At 34.7% G+C, this 17,889-nt stretch carries 18 protein-coding genes; 13 read left to right on the top strand and 5 right to left on the bottom strand.

Features of this window, described 5'->3' with window-relative positions; all coding sequences use genetic code 11:
• Positions 1-56 precede the first annotated feature (56 nt).
• Entirely contained in the window at positions 57-635 is a 579-nt protein-coding gene (locus tag ABEB31_RS11615) for a PhnA domain-containing protein (RefSeq protein WP_347051829.1), read from the top strand.
• Between the two features lie 227 nt (positions 636-862).
• Here the strand turns inward: ABEB31_RS11615 and ABEB31_RS11610 are convergent, their stop codons facing one another.
• The gene (locus ABEB31_RS11610; RefSeq protein ID WP_347051828.1) at positions 863-1,306 is read right to left on the bottom strand and encodes a hypothetical protein; all 444 of its coding nucleotides are present in this window, start codon (positions 1,304-1,306) and stop codon (positions 863-865) included.
• Positions 1,307-1,483: 177 nt separating this feature from the next.
• Positions 1,484-2,848 (bottom strand): DEAD/DEAH box helicase, encoded by a 1,365-nt coding sequence (locus ABEB31_RS11605; protein WP_347051827.1) that lies wholly within the window; start codon positions 2,846-2,848, stop codon positions 1,484-1,486.
• Positions 2,849-3,071: 223 nt separating this feature from the next.
• Here ABEB31_RS11605 and ABEB31_RS11600 point away from each other — a divergent pair, with 223 nt between their 5' ends.
• A complete protein-coding gene (locus tag ABEB31_RS11600) occupies positions 3,072-4,799 on the top strand; it encodes a M14 family metallopeptidase (protein WP_347051826.1) in 1,728 nt (575 codons plus the stop codon).
• A gap of 537 nt (positions 4,800-5,336) precedes the next feature.
• Positions 5,337-6,023, top strand: coding sequence for a DUF6882 domain-containing protein (locus tag ABEB31_RS11595; protein WP_347051825.1), 687 nt, complete (start codon positions 5,337-5,339; stop codon positions 6,021-6,023).
• Positions 6,024-6,214: 191 nt separating this feature from the next.
• Here ABEB31_RS11595 and ABEB31_RS11590 read toward each other — a convergent pair whose 3' ends face one another.
• The gene (locus ABEB31_RS11590; RefSeq protein ID WP_347051824.1) at positions 6,215-6,853 is read right to left on the bottom strand and encodes an NUDIX hydrolase; all 639 of its coding nucleotides are present in this window, start codon (positions 6,851-6,853) and stop codon (positions 6,215-6,217) included.
• Positions 6,854-6,860: 7 nt separating this feature from the next.
• Here ABEB31_RS11590 and pyrE point away from each other — a divergent pair, with 7 nt between their 5' ends.
• Both pyrE and ABEB31_RS11580 read left to right on the top strand, forming a co-directional pair.
• Positions 6,861-7,508 (top strand): orotate phosphoribosyltransferase, encoded by a 648-nt coding sequence (gene pyrE, locus ABEB31_RS11585; protein ID WP_347051823.1) that lies wholly within the window; start codon positions 6,861-6,863, stop codon positions 7,506-7,508.
• A gap of 161 nt (positions 7,509-7,669) precedes the next feature.
• Complete coding sequence (locus ABEB31_RS11580) at positions 7,670-8,062, top strand: SRPBCC family protein (RefSeq protein WP_347051822.1); 393 nt, start codon at positions 7,670-7,672, stop codon at positions 8,060-8,062.
• 249 nt (positions 8,063-8,311) lie between these two features.
• Here the strand turns inward: ABEB31_RS11580 and ABEB31_RS11575 are convergent, their stop codons facing one another.
• The gene (locus ABEB31_RS11575) at positions 8,312-9,040 is read right to left on the bottom strand and encodes a biotin--[acetyl-CoA-carboxylase] ligase (RefSeq protein WP_347051821.1); all 729 of its coding nucleotides are present in this window, start codon (positions 9,038-9,040) and stop codon (positions 8,312-8,314) included.
• A 93-nt stretch (positions 9,041-9,133) separates the two neighbouring features.
• Between ABEB31_RS11575 and rsfS the strand changes: the two genes are divergently transcribed.
• From rsfS to ABEB31_RS11535, 8 genes are all read left to right on the top strand, one after another.
• The gene (gene rsfS, locus ABEB31_RS11570) at positions 9,134-9,505 is read left to right on the top strand and encodes a ribosome silencing factor (RefSeq protein ID WP_007809313.1); all 372 of its coding nucleotides are present in this window, start codon (positions 9,134-9,136) and stop codon (positions 9,503-9,505) included.
• A gap of 14 nt (positions 9,506-9,519) precedes the next feature.
• A complete protein-coding gene (gene ftsH, locus ABEB31_RS11565) occupies positions 9,520-11,445 on the top strand; it encodes an ATP-dependent zinc metalloprotease FtsH (protein ID WP_347051820.1) in 1,926 nt (641 codons plus the stop codon).
• A gap of 116 nt (positions 11,446-11,561) precedes the next feature.
• The gene (locus ABEB31_RS11560; protein ID WP_347051819.1) at positions 11,562-12,167 is read left to right on the top strand and encodes a lactate utilization protein B/C; all 606 of its coding nucleotides are present in this window, start codon (positions 11,562-11,564) and stop codon (positions 12,165-12,167) included.
• A 1-nt stretch (position 12,168) separates the two neighbouring features.
• Entirely contained in the window at positions 12,169-13,059 is an 891-nt protein-coding gene (locus ABEB31_RS11555) for a phosphatidate cytidylyltransferase (protein ID WP_347051818.1), read from the top strand.
• Complete coding sequence (locus ABEB31_RS11550) at positions 13,049-13,702, top strand: phosphatidylserine decarboxylase family protein (protein ID WP_347051817.1); 654 nt, start codon at positions 13,049-13,051, stop codon at positions 13,700-13,702. Before ABEB31_RS11555 ends, ABEB31_RS11550 begins: the two co-directional genes overlap by 11 nt.
• On the top strand, positions 13,703-13,972 hold the full coding sequence (locus ABEB31_RS11545) for an acyl-CoA-binding protein (protein ID WP_347051816.1): 270 nt from the start codon (positions 13,703-13,705) through the stop codon (positions 13,970-13,972).
• 8 nt (positions 13,973-13,980) lie between these two features.
• Positions 13,981-14,760 carry a superoxide dismutase gene (locus ABEB31_RS11540; protein ID WP_347051815.1) on the top strand — a complete coding sequence of 260 codons (780 nt, stop codon included), beginning with the start codon at positions 13,981-13,983 and terminating at the stop codon, positions 14,758-14,760.
• Between the two features lie 69 nt (positions 14,761-14,829).
• A complete protein-coding gene (locus tag ABEB31_RS11535; protein WP_347051814.1) occupies positions 14,830-15,888 on the top strand; it encodes a glycoside hydrolase family 130 protein in 1,059 nt (352 codons plus the stop codon).
• 67 nt (positions 15,889-15,955) lie between these two features.
• Here ABEB31_RS11535 and ABEB31_RS11530 read toward each other — a convergent pair whose 3' ends face one another.
• Positions 15,956-17,824 (bottom strand): alpha-amylase family protein, encoded by a 1,869-nt coding sequence (locus ABEB31_RS11530; protein ID WP_347051813.1) that lies wholly within the window; start codon positions 17,822-17,824, stop codon positions 15,956-15,958.
• Positions 17,825-17,889 lie beyond the last annotated feature (65 nt).

Genomic DNA, 17,889 nt, shown 5'->3' with positions numbered 1-17,889 from the left:
CTTGCCAGCGAAGCAAAATATAAGTAATTTCGCATTTTTAAAATAACCCATATATAATGAGCATCGAAAGAGAATTAAGCAAACGAAGCGGATCAAAATGTGAACTTTGCGGAAATGAAGAAAATTTAAAAGTTTATCAGGTCCTGCCAACTAAAAAAGGCGGTATTGACGAAGCTATATTAGCCTGTAACACTTGTATCGACCAAATTGAAAATCCGGATAACGTAGATTTAAATCACTGGAGATGTCTAAACGACAGCATGTGGAATGAGAATGTTGCCGTACAGGTTGTCGCATGGAGAATGTTGAGCCGTTTGCGAGCTGCAGGTTGGCCGCAGGAATTGCTGGATATGATGTATTTAGATGAAGATACACTAGAATGGGCAAAAGCAACCGGAGAAGGCGAAGAAGACGAAAATAAATTAGTTCACCGCGACAGTAACGGTGTAGTACTACAACATGGCGATTCTGTAGTGTTAATTAAAGATCTTAAAGTAAAAGGATCAAGTATGGTTGCCAAACAAGGAACGGCTGTTAGAAATATCCGCCTCGATCACGAAAATGCAGAATATATAGAAGGAAAAGTAGACGGTCAGCAGATTGTGATTATTACACAGTATGTGAAGAAAATATAGTTCTTTTTTGAGGGACAAAGGTTCAAAGGGACAAAGGTTTCAAAGGGACAAAGCGACAAAGGTTTGAAACTGAAAATAAACTTTGAACTTTTGTCGCTTTGACCCTAAAACAAAAAAAGCTGATCGAGAGATCAGCTTTTTTATTATAATAAGATAAGTTTAAAAAACTTTGTTCCTTTGTTCCTTTGTTCCTTTGTCCCTTTGAAGCTTTAACCCTTCAAAAAGAATTATTTTTGGAATAATTTATTGATTTGATCTTTTACAAATGGCTCAGAAACGTTGTTTGTTGCTGCGTCTCTTTCTTTTCCGGAAACCATAAATTGTACAGTTGCTTTGTCCGGAACTACATTTCCTGTGTAGTGCAACCAAATGTAGTTGTTAGGTAACTCCAATTTGATATCGTACAACGGCGAAGCTGTAAATCCGCCCATGATAATGTTGTATAAAGAATTATAAGCATTATCAATGTTTTTAAATGAAAATTTTCTCAAAGTAGAATCATCATCACTTTGAATAATAGTGTAATACAAAGTGTATTCATCACCAATTTTCTGAATGTAATTGTTGTTTACTTTTCCTAATTTCTCAACAGGAACTGTTTCAAGTACCTTAACTTGTGCAAACGAGATAAAACTAAAAAACAATGCGGCAAGAGTAATAATTTTTTTCATGTGGTATTTGGGGTTTACAATTTTACGATCACAAAAAAACATAGAATTTATGAAAAAACACCTATCAAACCATTATTTTTTTAACATAAAATTGTTAATCTTGTCAGATTACCTATAAAACACTGATTTACAAAATCATAAATGAAAGTTTTAAACTTTTAACCCATCTGAAAAATCTTAAAATTTCTTATTTTTATCCTCTTCCTCCTTCTTGATCACATTTCGGGCCACTTCAATTTTAAATTTCCTGCCTTTCATTTTTTCATCTTTAATATGATTCAAAAGTTCTTTTACCTTATTAAATTTTACTGCTGCAAAAGAAACAAAATCTTTAACTTCAATTAATCCTAAATCGTCTTTTTCCAGTTTCCCTTTCTGAGAAAAGAAACCCACTATATCAAATTTATTGAGTTTCGTTTTCTTTCCACCGCTGATATAAATAGTCTGAAATTGAGGCGGTTTAGGAAGAGAAACTTTTCCTTCTACATCTAAAACGTCCATTTCATAATCGATATAATCAAGCTTTTTTTCACTTTCGTGAATAATAATATACGCAGTTCCTGTTGCCTGCATACGCGCTGTACGGCCGTTTCTGTGTGTAAACTCATCTTCTTTTAAAGGCAAATGATAATGAATAACGTGCTTCATTTCCGGAATATCCAAACCACGCGCTGCCAGATCTGTGGTAACCAGATAGGTAACACTTCCGTTTCTGAATTGAATCAACGCCCTTTCACGCTCCTCCTGATCCATTCCGCCATGATAATAAACCGAATAAATTCCTTTTTCGTTCAGAGTATCACTAATTCTTTCTGCTGCATCTCTGTGATTACAGAAAATAATAGCCGATTCTGAATTCAGCGAACAAATCAAATTGAATAAACTTTGCAATTTATCTTTTCCAGTCGAAATCACCATTTTCATGGAAAGGTTGGTCTTTTCCTCTTCCTCCGGAATAAAATCTAACGTAACCGGATTAACCACTCGCGTATATTTCGGAATCTCGATATCGGATGTTGCCGAAACCAAAACCCTTTTATTAACTTTGGATAATCTCCCGATAATGAAAGACATTTGTTCGTGAAAGCCCAATTGAAGCGATTTGTCAAACTCGTCTAGAATTAAAGTCTGAATTTTATCGGTTCTGAAAGTTTCCCTGTCAATATGATCTGCAATTCTTCCCGGAGTTCCTATTAACACCGCTGGCGGATTGCTTAAATTCTTAATTTCTGTATCAATGGAGTGTCCGCCATAACAAATATTAACTTTGTATTGCGTTCCCATCTTCTTCCAAACCTGTTCGATCTGCAATCCTAATTCGCGTGACGGAACTAAAATTAAACATTGTACAGAAAGAATTTCCGGCTGTAATAATTCTAATATCGGAAGCAAAAAAGCCAGTGTTTTTCCAGACCCCGTTGGAGAAAGTAATAAAACATTGTTTTCGTTTAAAATGGCATCATGCGCCACTTCCTGCATTTCGTTCAGACTTTGAATCCCTAAATTCGAAAGTATATTGTTGGAATGGTGATTTTTATTCATTTTGCAAAAGTAGGGAAAATTGTTTTGTTTGTTTCAGGTTTAAAGTTTCATGTTTGAATGCTGGTGATTTTAACGCAAGGAACTCAAGGTTTTTTATTTTAGAATGAACTTAGTAAACGTAAAGTTCGCAAAGCTTTATGGATAAAATCTTCGTGCTTTGCGGTTAAAATCATTAGTTTGATTTTCAATTTAATTATATTTGATTCCCAATAAAACCAAAACCATGAAACGTTTCACATTTCTCCTTTCACTTTTTACCATTTCAATTCTCGCCCAAAACAATAAAAAATACGATACCTTTTTCGAGAAAGGAAACGGAAATCAGGCGGCAGATTATTACGAGACTATTCGTTATTTTAAACTTTTGGCTGCTGATTTTCCGACTGTACAAATAAAAGAAATGGGATTGACAGATTCTGGCGAACCTTTGCAAATGGTAACTTTTAATCCGGATAAGGAATTTGATTTTGATAAAATCCAGAAAAACAAAGCGGTTCTTTTTGTCAATAACGGAATCCATGCCGGAGAACCGGACGGAATCGATGCGAGTATGCAGTTTTTCAGAGATTTGGCAATTGGTAAACTTAAAGCACCAAAAAACACGGTTTTGGTTTGTATTCCGGTTTATAATATTGGCGGCGCTTTAAACCGTAATTCTACAACCCGTGCCAACCAGGACGGACCCGAAATTTATGGTTTTAGGGGAAATGCGAGAAACTACGATCTGAATCGTGATTTAATGAAATCGGATACCCGAAACACTAAAAGTTTTGTAGAAATTTTCCAGAAAATAAACGCCGACGTTTTTATTGATAATCACGTTAGCAATGGTTCTGATTATCAATACAAACTAACGTATATCATGACACAGCACAACAAACTGGGAACGGTTTTGGGTAATTATATGAATGAAGTGATGATGCCAGCTTTGGTAAAAGATCTACAAAACAAAAAAATTGAAACTACACCTTACGTAGATTCGTTTAAAGATACACCAGACAAAGGTTTTGGACAATTTGTCGACAGTCCGCGTTATACGACGGGTTATACCTCGCTGTTTAATACGATTGGATTTGTGGTCGAAACACACATGCTAAAAAAGTACGCCGAACGTGTAAAAGTGACATACGAATACATGAAATCTACTTTAGATTTTACGGATACCAATTATGCTACAATCAAAGAATTACGAGCAAAAAATCTGGAGCAATATCAGCCAAAGAAAAAATACACGTTGCAATGGCAAATGGACAGCACCAAAGCAACCAAATTTACTTTTTTAGGTTATGAAGCGGGTTACAAAAAAAGCGATGCTACAACAGGAGATCGTTTGTTCTACGACCGAAACAAACCGTACAAAAAAGACGTTCCGTATATTAAAGAATTTAAATCGCAGAAAGAAGTTGTTATTCCGTCTGCTTATATCATTCCGTGTGGATATTGGAATATTATTGAGCTTTTGAAAAACAATAATATTCAGTTTTCGCCACTTAAAAATGATACGATTATTGAAGTTGAAAGCTACAGAATTGCCGATTTTAAAACTGTTCCATCTGCTTATGAAGGGCATTATTTACACCGAAATACAAACGTAACTTCTAAAGTTGTTAAAACTGCTTTCGCGAAAGGCGACTATTATGTTCCAACCACTCAAAAAGGTGTAAAATATCTTTTAGAAGCTTTTGAACCGGAAGGACTAGACTCGTTTTTTAACTGGAATTTCTTCGACCCCATTTTACAGCAAAAAGAACATTATTCTGAATATGTTTTTGAAGATACCGCAGCGAAACTTTTAAAAGAAAATCCGGCTTTAAAAGCGGAATTAGAATCTAAAAAACAAAATGATGCTGCGTTTGCTAAAAATCCTGAAGCGCAATTGGATTGGATTTATAAACATTCTGTTTATTATGAAAAGGCGCATTTGCAGTATCCGGTTTATCGAATTTTGTAGATTTTTTGATTGTGTTGTTTTTTTTAAAGCAATCCCGATAGCTATCGGGAGCAAGGTTTTTAATTTTGATTAAGTTGAGAAAACGCTAAAAACGCAAAGCTTTACGTGTAGCACTTGTCAAAGTTTAAAACTTTGACAAAGTTAGAATACAGCTGCGGATACAAAGTCGGGAGACTTCGCACAGCCATTAAAATCTAAACGAGAAATTTTATCATCATATAAATCTTTGTCAAGATACTTGTGAAGATTTCTCATTCCTCCAAATGACAAACTCGACTCAAAAAAAGCTAAATAAAAAATGTTTTTTCGGGACTTTTGATCAATATAATAGAAGAATTATTTATCCTTCAATTTCTCTAAAAAACAGAACTTTATCTTTTGTTTGAACTAACGACTAATTTAATTTTAATTACTTTTTTCTGACTAATCGTAAAAGTCATATATTTGAAAAAATGAAATTTTAATTCTAAAAATCATAAGGAAATGGGACTATTTAATAATCTTTTCAAAAAGAAAGAAGAGAAAACATAATCGGTTGTGAATCAGCAAAATAACAGTATACAATTTACATCTGAAAATGATTTTCTGGAAAAATTCGGAGCAATTGCTTTAGAAAAACAAAGAAATTTATTTGAGATCACGGGCGGACTTTCTTGGAATGTGGATATGGATAAAGAGGAAATAACCTTTGGCGATGATCTTACTTTTCCGATGCAGGTTTTAGGTTCTTTTTCCCATTCTTCTGAAACCTGGCTTTGGATCTGGGACAATAAAGCGGGAGGTTATACGGAATCTGTGATGAAACAAGCGCTGTTATTAAAACAATATGGCGAGGAAAATAATATTGATTTACTGACTGTTGGGAATTTTGACGCTGCCTCCAATGATTTACATTTAATAGGAATGATGGCTGTTGAAATGTTTAACTCAAGTGGGTATTATCTCGGAAACTACGGGCAGGGAACCATGGTTGTTACGATTAAATCGGATGTAATAGATCAGGTTGAAAGCGAAGAATTTTCAAGAATTACGACTGTTTTTCCTGAATTGATTTCGACTTTTGAAATTCAAAATCATAAAAATGCTTTTAAGAATTATCTTTCTCAAAAGGGCTACGAATTGATTTCTAATGGAAACGAAATTAAAGCTGAAAAGAATGGTAAGGTTATTAATGCTTTATTTAATGACGATGATCTTTTGATAAAATTAAATGGTAACTCGTAAGATCTAAAAAAGAAATAAAATCACGAAACGAACTTTTGAAAACGAGTTTGCGTGAGGGATAGCAGCAAGCTACCGAAGTAGCGTGGATAGCCCGACAGCATTTAAAAAAAGACCCAATGAACGCAAAGTTGATTGGGTCTTTTTTTAAATGGTGGCACGCCCCCATTCTATAATTCTGATGCGCTAAAATACTAAGATTCTAAATTTTCCTTTTTTACTTTTAATTCGGCTGTAGTGTAATTTTCTTCGTGAAATAACAACTTTATGTTTTCATACGAATTGGTAAGTGCTTCTTTGATTTGTTCGGGATTGAGCCAGGCTACTTTTTCGATGCCTTCTTCTGCTTGTCCGTGTGGAATTCCTTCGAAATCGGAGGACATTTCGAACCAATGGGTGATTTTGAGTTTGTATTTTCCGTTGCGCTTGAAAACGTGGTAGGTTTTTTCCAGTTTTTTTATAATTTTCAGTTTTCCGACACCGGTTTCTTCTTCTACTTCACGCATTGCGGTGTCTTCGATTTCTTCTCCTTTTTCGATTCCGCCCTTGGGTAAATCCCATTTGCCGTTTCTAAAGATGAATAAAACCTCACCTTTCTTATTATACACTAAGCCCCCACCCGCTTTGTTTACAGGGATTTTGGCCTTTAATGTCTTCATTATTTCACTTTCGTCGGGATGATAAAGAATGGCTTTTTGAATTTTATTTTGAAAGATTTTTATGATAAGATGCTCGATATCAATACTCTCCAACAAGAACATTTGGAAATCTGTTTCTTTCGAGATTTCATTTGTCAAAAAAAGTGGTTTGTCGTTTACAAAAACTTTATACATTTGTACTATGATTTTTAATAAAGATACTGCCGAAAAAACAGCCGAATTGCTTTTGCAAATAAATGCAATTAAATTGAATCCCGAAAATCCTTTTACATGGGCTTCTGGTTGGAAATCTCCTATTTATTGCGATAATAGGTTAATTCTTTCATTTCCGAGCATTAGAAACTATGTTCGTGATGAATTTGCCAAAAACATTGAAAAACAATTTGGAAAACCTGATGTTATCGCCGGTGTAGCCACTGGAGCGATTGGAGTTGGAATTTTGGTTGCCGAAAGTTTAGGCCTGCCTTTTGTATATGTACGTCCGGAGCCTAAGAAACACGGTAGACAAAACCAAGTTGAAGGTTTTTTACAAAGAGGACAAAATGTTGTGGTTGTTGAAGATTTAATTAGTACCGGAAACAGCAGTTTAATGGCTGTAGAAGCTTTGCGTAATGAAGGTGCCAATATAAAAGGTATGGCGGCCATTTTTACTTACGGCTTCGGGGTAGCTGAAGAAAACTTCAAAAAAGCAAATATTGACTTATTTACATTGAGCAACTATGAAAATCTATTGGATTTAGCGGTTCAAAAACAATATATCACAGAAGATCAGCAATCTACTCTTTTAGAATGGAACGAAAGTCCGTCTACCTGGGGACAGGAAGATTAGATTTTAGTCCCGATCCCTCGGGATAGATTTTAGATTTTTCAAAAATCGCTTCGCTCTTTTTGGAATTTGGGATTTTATTCAATTTTAGCTTTGCAAAATTTGTAATGCTTGCATATTAAAAAAACTTTGCGCACTTTGCGGTAAAATAAAAAACAAAAAATATGAACTTAGAAAGTCCAAAAGTTACTGTTCAGAAATCAGCACAGGATTTATTTGATCAACTGACTGATGTAAAGAATTTTGAAAAATTAATGCCGGATAACATCGCTAAATTTGAAGTGACTGGCGAAGACGCTTTTATTTTTGGATTGAAAGGTATGCCGGAAATCAAATTAAAAATGAAAGATAAAGTGGCTCCAAACAAAATTGTTCTGGGTGCAGCGAGTGATAAACTTCCTTTTACTCTGACTTCTAATATTGATAGCATTTCGGATTCTGAAAGTGCTGTTCAATTGTTTTTTGAAGGCGAATTCAACGCGATGATGGCGATGATGGTTAAAGGTCCTATCAGTAAGTTTATTGAAACTTTAGCAAATAATATGACTAAACTTTAATAATGATAAATTATTAATTTGAAATTATAAATGCCTGGCTTGTGTCGGGCATTTTTTTGTTTAGCACAAAGGCCCGATCTTTTCATTTTGCTACAAAGACACTAAGCCACGAAGTTTTTTTAATTGGAGCCGAAAATTTCTCGCAAAGGCGCAGAATCTCAAAGTTTTTTAGTTTTTAATAGTAACTTAGCGCCTTAGCGTCTTTGTGGCAAACCTTTGCAACTATTAGCCTTTGTTCCCTTGAAACTCTCAATAAAGCATCTTAACTTCTTTAATTTCAAATTCGGCGACAGAATCATCTTCCAATAATACCTGCAATTTGCCGCTTTTGGAAACGCCTTGGATGATTCCCATAAAATCCTGATCATTTTTATTTCTAAAAGGCGACGGAATTCCTTTTTTAAAGAGAGAATCAAAGTAAGTACTCCAGAAAATCTCCCATGAAGTTTCCCACAATTGAATCTTTTGCTTTAATTTTTCGACAATTAAAACGGCAAGATCTTCCTTATCAAAAGACCTTCCTTTGATAACGGCCAGAGACGAAGCATGTGGCAATTCATTATAATCTGTTTGATTGACATTAATTCCGATTCCGACAACTGACACGATTCTGCCATCACTTTTGATAGTATTTTCGATTAATATGCCAGCGAGCTTCTTATTATATGACAGAATGTCGTTCGGCCATTTTATACATATATCGGGAATATTTAATGATTTTAAGGCTTCTGAAACGGCCAGAGAGACCGCAACGCTTAAATCAAAAACTTGTTGGTTGTTATGCAGAAAATCTCTAACCAAAACACTCATTGTTAAGTTCTTACCAGCTTCAGACGTCCACACTCCACCTACTTGTCCTTTTCCTTTTGTCTGATATTCAGCTGTTACGACTGTAAAATTCTCCAGTTCTTCTGCACTTGACAATGCTTTCAGGAAGTCATTTGTAGAATCTATGGCATCGAGTTTGATTAGTTTCATTAAAGTATTTTAAATAACTTAATTTAATATTTTGTTAAGGTTCAAAAATAATCACAAATTTTGGTAACTTTACAAATTCATATAAAATAATTCATGGCGAAAAAGACTATTAATAATGATGTTCTACTGGCGAACATAATAAAAGGGATTGAGGAAGTAAAAGGAAATGACATCGATATTCTTGACTTAAGAGAAATAGATACTGCAGTTTGCGACTATTTTGTAATTTGCAACGGTAGTTCAAATACTCAGGTTAACGCCATTGTAAACTCAATTCAAAAGACAGTTTCAAAAGACTTAAAAGATAAACCCTGGCATGTAGAAGGTACAGATAATGCGGAATGGGTTTTAATGGACTATGTACACATTGTGGTGCATGTTTTTCAAAAACATATACGCGAATATTACAATATCGAAAGCCTTTGGGGCGATGCCAAAATAACTACAATCGAGAACAAATACTAAAGAAATTTCACTAGATGGCTAAAGATAATAACCCAAATCCGAATAAATTTAAAATAAGTCCCTGGTTAATATACACCGCAATACTTTTAGTTTTTTTATTTATAAGTTTTGCTACCGGAGGATCCAGCTTAAACGAACCTGCGCAGATAACTTCTTCTAAATTTAATACTCTTTTAGAAAAAGGGCACATTAAAAAAGTTATTGTTTACAATAAAGCAGATGCTGAAGTATATTTAAATGATGCTGCGTTAAAAGACCCGGCAAACAAGGCAGTTGCTGTAGATATGTTCAAACAGCCAAATAAAGGTCCGCACTATACTTTGGACATTGGTAATGACCAGATCTTTCAGACTAAACTGGAAAAAGCTGTTGCAGAACATAAACTGGGAGAATTCAATTTTGAAAAACAAAATAACTGGAGCGATATTTTAATCAGCTTACTTCCTATCATCATTATTGTTGGTGTGTGGATTTTCATCATGCGTAAAATGTCTGGCGGAGGCGCTGGCGGAGGCGGACAGATTTTCAATATCGGAAAATCTAAAGCTAAACTTTTTGACGAAAAAACAGATATTAAAACCACATTTAAAGATGTTGCTGGTTTAGAAGGTGCAAAAGAAGAAATTCAGGAAATTGTTGAATTCCTTAAGAACCCTGAAAAATATACTAATCTTGGAGGTAAAATTCCTAAAGGTGCTTTACTTGTAGGACCTCCGGGAACTGGTAAAACTTTATTGGCAAAAGCTGTTGCCGGTGAAGCTCAGGTACCTTTCTTCTCTCTTTCAGGTTCAGATTTCGTAGAAATGTTTGTTGGAGTTGGTGCATCACGTGTACGTGACTTGTTCAAACAGGCAAAAGAGAAATCTCCTGCTATCATTTTCATTGATGAGATTGATGCTGTCGGAAGAGCAAGAGGAAAAAGCAATATGTCTGGCGGAAACGACGAAAGAGAAAATACATTAAACCAATTACTAACCGAAATGGACGGTTTTGGTACAAACTCTAACGTAATTGTATTAGCTGCAACCAACAGAGCAGATGTCTTAGACAAAGCTTTAATGCGTGCAGGACGTTTTGACAGACAAATTTTTGTGGACTTACCGGACATTCGTGAAAGAGCAGAAATTTTCCAGGTACACTTAAAACCGATTAAAAAGGTTGAAGGTCTTGATTTGGATTTCTTAGCAAAACAAACTCCAGGTTTCTCTGGTGCCGATATTGCGAATGTGTGTAACGAAGCGGCTCTTATTGCTGCAAGAAACAACAAACCTGCCGTAGACAGACAAGATTTCCTTGACGCTGTGGACAGAATTATTGGTGGTCTGGAAAAGAAAAACAAAATCATTACTCCGGAAGAAAAACGCGCTATTGCGATTCACGAAGCAGGTCACGCAACCGTAAGCTGGATGTTGGAGCATGCCGCGCCGCTTATCAAAGTTACGATTGTACCTCGTGGACAAAGTTTAGGAGCTGCATGGTATTTACCGGAAGAAAGACAAATCGTCAGAACAGATCAGATGTTAGACGAAATGTGTGCTACAATGGGCGGAAGAGCTGCTGAAAAAGTAACATTTGACAGAATCTCAACCGGTGCTTTGAGCGATTTGGAAAAAGTAACACGTCAGGCGCGTGCTATGGTTACCATTTACGGACTGAACGATAAAATTGGAAATGTTACTTATTATGATTCAACGGGTCAGAGCGAGTACAATTTTTCTAAACCATACTCTGATGAGACTGCAAAAATTATTGATGCTGAAATTTCAGAGTTAATCGAAGGTCAGTACCAAAGAGCAATTCAAATTTTAGAAGAAAACAAAGATAAATTAAATCAACTGGCTGATATTCTGATTGAAAAAGAAGTTATCTTTAAAGATGATTTAGAAAACATTTTCGGAAAACGTACTTTTGATAAAAATTTAGAAGAAGTAGTTTCATAAATAATTACGGAAAACGTAATAATTTTTTAAAATCTTAATTCAAAACACCCTTTTGAATTAAGATTTTTTTATCTTTGAACGTTTTCAATTAACATGTAAAGCATTTCATATAAAAAATGAATTTTTTCAAAAAAATATTTGGCTCAAGTGAAGCCGCTTCTGACGAAGAACACGAAAGCGAATATGCAGGAAATTCTGCTCCAAATAGTCATTTATCCCTGGATGAGCAATTCATTTTTAATTTTAAAAAAAATGGAGGCAAATTCCTGTATTGCGAAAACAAAGCTGAGGTTACAGAACAATTTGAAAATATATTAGAAGAAAATGACTGGTTTGAAAGTGAAGTTTTATGTTATGAGCCTTCCCTTTTTAGTTTATTAGAGGAAAACAGATTGTTTTACATCGCTCCTACTAAACCAAAATTTTTACTGGCAACTTGTGAAAACCTTATTGCCGATGAAGGTTCAATTTTATTTTCGTCAAAACAAATTAGATCAAATAAACCAAACGAATTACCTGCCAATATTGTTATTATAGCAACGACAAGTCAGATCCTGCCAATGAAAAGTGACGGATTGACGGCTATAAAACGTAAATACGACAGAGACATTCCCACAAATATTACTACAATAAAATATTTCGAAAAAGCAAAAGAGGAAGATTTTACACAATACGGAAGTGTTGCAAAAAACCTTTATTTACTGCTTTTAGAAGATCTTTAAGATGAACGAAACACTGAAGAGAACCATTTCCGGTGCTGTTTATATCGCTTTGTTATTAACTTCGATATTGTTTTCTACCGAAAGCTTCATTACTCTTTTTGGTATCTTCTTAATTATCACTATATACGAATTCTCTAATATAGTTGCTTTAAACAAGGTATTTTCTATTGCCTTTGGCGTTATAATTTATTCCTCTATTATTCTGGTAAGCCATTACAATAAGCAGACTGTTAAATTTTTAAGCGACTCATTTAATTCTGATATAAGTTTAGAAACAAACATCAACCAGCTGGATTTAATTCTTCTGGCGATTACAATTGTAGTTTCTATTAAATGCATCATATTCCTTTTTTATGATTCTGTCCAGAAAATAAGTATTTCTTCAAAATATTTATATCTGCTTGGATATATTACACTTCCTTTTATTTTTATCGTTAAAATCTCTTTTGGTACAAATGACTATAATCCGAAAATTATAATTGGTTTATTTGTATTAATCTGGACTAATGATACATTTGCTTATCTGGTTGGAAAATCAATTGGAAAACATAAATTATTTGAACGTGTTTCTCCTAAAAAAACAATTGAAGGTTTTATTGGCGGTGCTGTTTTTGCGGCATTGGCCGGTTTTTTGATTTCTAAATTCTATATTCAGCCAAAACCTGAATTTAGTAATATGTCTATTATAATCTGGACATCAATTGCTTTAATTGCGAGTGTTTTTGGTACAATTGGCGACTTAATTGAATCCAAATTTAAACGTATTGATGGTATAAAGGACAGTGGTTCTATTATGCCGGGACATGGAGGTATTCTAGATCGATTAGATAGTGTTATATTTGTAGCACCAATTATATTTTTATTTTATCAAATTTTATATTATGTTTCATAAAGAAGGAGGTCCGTCCATTTTATTGGGTACAAGTTTTACTGTAGCATTACTTTTAATTGCTGATCGATTTATTGATACCTATTGGCTCAGAATACTGGTTCAGATAGCGGCAGTGGTAATTTTGATTATTATTTTACAATTCTTTAGAAATCCTAAAAGAATTGCAGTAAGACATACAGATCATATTCTTTCACCTGTTGACGGAAAGGTCGTTGTAATTGAAGAAGTTTACGAAGGTGAATATTTTAAGGATAAACGATTACAGGTTTCAATCTTTATGTCACCAATCAATGTTCATGTTACGCGTTATGCAATGGACGGAATTATAAAATTTAGTAAATACCATCCCGGAAAGTTTTTGGTTGCGTGGCACCCGAAAGCAAGTGAGGAAAACGAAAGAACTACAGTTGTTATCGAAAATGACAGCTTCGGTGCTATTCTATACAGACAAATCGCGGGAGCACTTGCTCGCCGTATTGTAAATTATGCGAAAGAAGGAATGCAGGTTGTACAAGGTACAGATGCAGGCTTTATTAAATTTGGATCAAGAGTAGATTTATTTTTACCTTTAGGTACACCAATTAACGTTGAGTTAAATCAGAAAGCAATTGGTGGAAAAACAATTATTGCTACAAAAGCATAAATGGCTGAAAAAGATTTAGATATTCGCTTTGAAAAAGCTGTCGAAGCTGCAATGGAAATGACTCAGGCTTCGCTGCCGCAAGACGTGCAGCTAAGACTTTATGCTTTCTACAAACAGGCAACTTTTGGAACAGCTGTCTACAATCAATCTGAAAATTTTGATCTGAGAGATGCTTTCAAAACCAATGCCTGGATGCAGATTAGTCATATTTCAGTAGAAGAAGCCAAAGAAAATTATATTGAGATTATCAATTCATTAACATCAAAATAAATAACATTATGAAGAAAAACGTTGTTCTTTTTAGCACTTTAGCTTCATTTTTACTATTGTTTTCCTGTAAAGAAGATAAGCTTATCGAAGTTGTTGAGGTGCCTCTTCCTACAAAAGAAGAAAAAATTACTATTGGTGCGCCAGACGATGTTAAAGCAGATCCGGGTTCTTTTGAGATGACTAAATTGTCATTTCCTTATGATGGTCTTGCGCCGGCAATTCGTTCCCTGACTTTAGAAACGCATTATTCAAAGCATTATTTATCCTATACAAACAACTTTAATAAAGAGATTGTTTCGACTGAATTTGAAAATATGCCGATTGAGGATATTTTAAAAAAGATGGATTTAAATAATGCCAAACTTCGTCAGAATGCCGGAGGATATTACAATCATACTCTCTATTTTAATATCTTAACACCAAAACAGCAAACTCCAAAAGATACACTTTCGGGTTCTATAGATAAAGAATTTGGCTCTTTTAATAACCTCACCAATCAATTTAAGGCGCAATCTGAAAAACAGTTTGGTTCAGGATGGGTTTGGCTTGTCGTAGACCGATATGGCAAATTGCAAATTACTACGACTCAGGATCAGGATAACCCTTTAATGAAAAATGCCTTAATACCGGGAACCCCAATTATGGGAATTGATCTTTGGGAACATGCTTATTATCTGGATTATCAAAACCGAAAAGGAAGTTATGTTGACGCTTTTTATGAACATATAAATTGGGAAAAAGTAAACGAATACTATATCGAAGCGTTAAAAAAGGTTAACAAAGTATAGAAAGAAAGCTGGTACAAAAAAAGTATCAGCTTTTTTTTATACCTTAAATGTAGCTTAGAAACAACAGATATGATAGATATTGCAAATCGTTTTACAGAGAATCCATTATTGTCCCCAAAAGATTTACCACCAAGTCTGGAAGGTTTAGAAATTACCTGTCTTCTTAATCCGGGTGTTTTCCAGTTTGAAAATAAAATCTGGCTGGCAGTCAGAGTGGCTGAAAGGCCAAAACAAATTGAGAATATTATTTCTTTTCCCGTACTTACTAATACAGGTGCCATTCAAATTATTGAAATTTTAAAAGATCATCCTGAACTTTTTGCGACAGATGCACGTGTAATTAACTATCAGGGAATTGATTACCTTACTACTTTATCGCATATTAGATTACTGTGCAGTGAAGATGGAAAGCATTTTTACGAACCTGAAAATTTCCCGCATTTAGTTGGAGAAGGAATATTGGAAACCTTCGGAATAGAAGATTGCAGGGTTTCCTTAATTGAAGGAAAATATTACCTGACTTTTACTTCTGTTTCAGATAATGGTGTTGGCGTTGGATTAAGAACCACCACCGACTGGAAAAATTTTGAGAAGCACGGAATGATATTTCCTGCTCATAATAAAGACTGTGCTATTTTTGAAGAAAAAATAAACGGTCTGTTTTACGCCTTACATCGTCCGAGTAGTGTCGATATTGGCGGTAATTATATTTGGATTGCTTCCTCGCCGGATGGAATTCATTGGGGAAATCACAAATGTATCATCAAAACCAGAAAAGGTCATTGGGACAGTAAAAGAGTCGGTGCCGGAGCTGCTCCGATTAAAACAGAATTTGGCTGGCTTGAGATATATCACGGTGCAAACGAGTTTCACCAATATTGTCTGGGTGCTTTCTTAATGGACCTCGAAGATCCTACAAAAGTCATTTCGCGAACAGAAGAAAGTATTATGTTTCCCAAAACCGATTATGAATTAAGCGGCTTTTTTGGAAATGTCGTTTTTACAAACGGTCATATTTTAGAACCGGACGGCGACACTTTGACTGTTTACTACGGCGCGTCTGATGAATTTGTCTGTGGTGCAACATTTTCAGTAAAAGAAATACTTTTACTCCTAAAGGAGATTTAAAAAAAAACTGGTTTAGAAACAAATGCTTCTAAACCAGTTTATATCTTTTTCAATAATTAAGATTAAATTAATTTACTTCATAAATCAAAGATTCAGAAGGCTTAATATGAACCTGTGCTGCTCCTTCCCCATTTTTCACATAGAGGTAAGTTTTATTTTGTAAATATAATTGATCGGATAAGACGTATGAACCATCTTTTAAATTCCACTTTGAAATAATTTTAGCAGGAATTTTTAGTTCAAACTGACTTTCTTTTTCCGAAGAAAAATTGGCGATTACAATTAATTTTTGATTGGATGACCAACGTGTATACGAATATAATAAGGGATCGTAACCCGGATTTTGGCGATTAACCGTTTGAATTTCTTCGAAGCTGCCCATTAAAGCGTCACTTTTGATTGTAAAATTCAATAAACGTTTGTAAAAATCGCGAAGTCCTTTTTCAGACTCTGTTAATCTTCCTCCGTCAAATTTACCATCGTTCATCCAACGCTGATGATTGGGAACTCCAATATAATCAAAAATAGATGTTCTGGATCTTTTACCAAATCCGGCATCTTCATTTCCGGCCTCTCCAACTTCCTGTCCGAAATAAATCATTGTTGGCGAAGTACTAATTGTTGCCGAAACCACCATTAAAGGTTTTCCTCTTTCGGGAGTACCTGCAAATTCTGCACTCGCTAAACGCTGTTCATCGTGATTGTCCAGAAAATGAAGCATGTGATGTTCAATATCCGACATTCTTTTTTGAATATTGGTAAGTTCATCCGGAGAAGATTTACCGCGAATAATATCTTTCAGCTTATCGTACGTTTCTACTTTATCATACAAATAATCCATTTTTCCTAAACGGATATAATTTCTGTATTCATTTGGATTGTAAACTTCTGCTAATAAGAATGCATCCGGATTTTTCATTTTAATCGATGAATTCATATAACTCCAAAATTCATAAGGCACCATTTCTGCCATATCGTATCGAAAACCATCAACTCCTTTTGCTGTCCAGTACAATGCAATATCTCTAAACTTTTTCCAGGAATCGGGAACGTCTTTATCCTGCCAGAAAGCAAAATGTTCCTGATATGATTTTTGATCGTAACCTGCGGGAAGTTCCGGAAAATCTTTGCTTCCGTCAGGACGAATTCCGTAATTTACTTTAACCGTTTCGTACCAGTCATTTTGATCTGGCTTTGCTTTTCTCGAACCATTTCCGGTCCATTTTGCAGGACTTTCATCAAATTTTCCGTCAATAAGAGGATTTTTTTCTCCGTTTAACGGAATTTCTCCATCTGGAATTTCAAAACGTGAATTTGGAATGTAGTAGAAATTATTATCTCTTTTATATTCGACTGTAACATCATCTTCGGCACCAAAATCCCTTACTCCTTCCGGATTTGTTATTCCTTCATATTTTCGGGCAATGTGATTGGGAACAATATCAATAATTACTTTCAAACCTGTATTATGGGTACGTTTTATTAAGGCTTCAAATTCTTCAAGTCTTTGCGCAGGATTTTCAGCCAAATCGGGATTTACATTATAGTAATCTTTTACAGCGTATGGCGAACCCGCGCGCCCTTTTACCACTTCAGGATCATCGTTTGAGATTCCGTAAGCGGTATAATCGCGAACCAGGGCATGATGGGGAACTCCGGTATACCAAATGTAATTTACTCCTAAATCTTTTATTTCTTGAAGCGCTTTGTCTGCAAAATCATTAAATTTTCCTACTCCATTCTCTTCGATGGTTCCCCACGGTTTGTTTGTAGTGTTTTTATTTCCAAAAAGGCGTGTAAAAACCTGATAAACTACGACTTTCTTTTCTGTCGCAGTTTGCTCTTTTGCTGTACTCATTTTTAAATCTTTTGTTTTACAGGCTGAAAACAGTACCGATAATGTAATTCCGGCTGCAATTATTCTTTTACTTATCATATGTATTGGTCTAATCTTAGTAAGTTTTAATTTTAGATACAAAAATGCATCCAACTATTTTCTAA

This window comes from Flavobacterium olei, from assembly GCF_039749035.1.
Lineage (GTDB): Bacteria > Bacteroidota > Bacteroidia > Flavobacteriales > Flavobacteriaceae > Flavobacterium > Flavobacterium olei.
Note: the sequence above shows the minus strand (reverse complement) of the source record. Positions and strands in the feature narration are given on the sequence as shown.

Excerpts from the sequence above, each read along its gene's own strand:
- ABEB31_RS11535 (WP_347051814.1), top strand. The coding sequence starts at position 14,830 with ATGATAGATATTGCAAATCGTTTTACAGAGAATCCATTATTGTCCCCA.
- ABEB31_RS11530 (WP_347051813.1), bottom strand. The coding sequence starts at position 17,824 with ATGATAAGTAAAAGAATAATTGCAGCCGGAATTACATTATCGGTACTG.
- ABEB31_RS11550 (WP_347051817.1), top strand. The coding sequence starts at position 13,049 with ATGTTTCATAAAGAAGGAGGTCCGTCCATTTTATTGGGTACAAGTTTT.
- ABEB31_RS11555 (WP_347051818.1), top strand. The coding sequence starts at position 12,169 with ATGAACGAAACACTGAAGAGAACCATTTCCGGTGCTGTTTATATCGCT.
- ABEB31_RS11580 (WP_347051822.1), top strand. The coding sequence starts at position 7,670 with ATGAACTTAGAAAGTCCAAAAGTTACTGTTCAGAAATCAGCACAGGAT.
- ABEB31_RS11575 (WP_347051821.1), bottom strand. The coding sequence starts at position 9,040 with ATGAAACTAATCAAACTCGATGCCATAGATTCTACAAATGACTTCCTG.
- ABEB31_RS11600 (WP_347051826.1), top strand. The coding sequence starts at position 3,072 with ATGAAACGTTTCACATTTCTCCTTTCACTTTTTACCATTTCAATTCTC.
- ABEB31_RS11545 (WP_347051816.1), top strand. The coding sequence starts at position 13,703 with ATGGCTGAAAAAGATTTAGATATTCGCTTTGAAAAAGCTGTCGAAGCT.
- ABEB31_RS11590 (WP_347051824.1), bottom strand. The coding sequence starts at position 6,853 with ATGTATAAAGTTTTTGTAAACGACAAACCACTTTTTTTGACAAATGAA.
- ftsH (WP_347051820.1), top strand. The coding sequence starts at position 9,520 with ATGGCTAAAGATAATAACCCAAATCCGAATAAATTTAAAATAAGTCCC.
- rsfS (WP_007809313.1), top strand. The coding sequence starts at position 9,134 with ATGGCGAAAAAGACTATTAATAATGATGTTCTACTGGCGAACATAATA.
- ABEB31_RS11610 (WP_347051828.1), bottom strand. The coding sequence starts at position 1,306 with ATGAAAAAAATTATTACTCTTGCCGCATTGTTTTTTAGTTTTATCTCG.
- ABEB31_RS11540 (WP_347051815.1), top strand. The coding sequence starts at position 13,981 with ATGAAGAAAAACGTTGTTCTTTTTAGCACTTTAGCTTCATTTTTACTA.
- pyrE (WP_347051823.1), top strand. The coding sequence starts at position 6,861 with ATGATTTTTAATAAAGATACTGCCGAAAAAACAGCCGAATTGCTTTTG.
- ABEB31_RS11615 (WP_347051829.1), top strand. The coding sequence starts at position 57 with ATGAGCATCGAAAGAGAATTAAGCAAACGAAGCGGATCAAAATGTGAA.
- ABEB31_RS11560 (WP_347051819.1), top strand. The coding sequence starts at position 11,562 with ATGAATTTTTTCAAAAAAATATTTGGCTCAAGTGAAGCCGCTTCTGAC.
- ABEB31_RS11605 (WP_347051827.1), bottom strand. The coding sequence starts at position 2,848 with ATGAATAAAAATCACCATTCCAACAATATACTTTCGAATTTAGGGATT.